At 59.8% G+C, this 773-nt stretch carries 2 protein-coding genes; both read left to right on the top strand.

Features of this window, described 5'->3' with window-relative positions; translation table 11 throughout:
• Window positions 1-38: 38 nt before the first annotated feature.
• Entirely contained in the window at window positions 39-371 is a 333-nt protein-coding gene (locus AC097P_RS24245) for a YbaB/EbfC family nucleoid-associated protein (RefSeq protein WP_479612978.1), read from the top strand.
• Between the two features lie 78 nt (window positions 372-449).
• On the top strand, window positions 450-773 hold a 324-nt coding region (locus AC097P_RS24240; RefSeq protein ID WP_479612977.1), incomplete at its 3' end, for a toprim domain-containing protein.

Raw genomic sequence — 773 nt, 5'->3', positions numbered from 1 at the left:
ATGCGTCTGTTTTTTTCAACTAAAAGGAAACTTTCCCCATGTTCAACAAAGGACAACTTGCCGGCCTGATGAAACAAGCCCAGGCGATGCAGGACAACATGAAAAAGGCCCAGGACGAGCTGGGCAATATCGAAGTCACCGGCGAGTCCGGTGCCGGTCTGGTCAAGGTCACCATGACCTGCAAGCACGATGTCAAGCGCATCACCATAGACCCCAGCCTGCTGGCAGACGACAAAGACATGCTGGAAGATCTGGTGGCAGCAGCCTTCAATGCCGCCGTGCGTAAGGCCGAAGAGACTTCTGGCGAAAAGATGGGCAAGCTCACCGCTGGCATGCCCGGTTTGCCCGGTGGCATGAAGTTCCCATTCTGAGGTTTTGTGGGACAGACCGCAGAGACGCGGAGCGCTCAAGCTCTGCCCCCAACATTTCAGTAGGTCGCGACGTCATCCATGTCTGACACCAACTCACTGGACGTGCTGGTCCAGGCGCTGAAACGCCTGCCAGGCGTGGGTATCAAGTCGGCCCAGCGCATGGCGTTTCATTTGCTGCAACACGACCGGGGCGGGGCTCAGGCGCTGGCCCGCGCCCTGGAGCAGGCAGTGGTGGGTGTGCGGCATTGCGAGCGCTGCCACACGTTCACCGAAGCGGAGGTTTGTACCACTTGCCTGGACCCGCGGCGCGACCGCAGCAAACTGTGTGTGGTGGAGACACCGGCCGACCAGGCCGCGCTGGAGCGCACGGGTGCCTACAAGGGCCTATATTTTGTGCTGATG

It is taken from the genome of Rhodoferax sp. ZS1R8 (assembly GCF_056521325.1).
The sequence above is the reverse complement of the archived record's forward strand: the minus strand, read 5'-3'. Positions and strand labels throughout refer to the sequence as shown.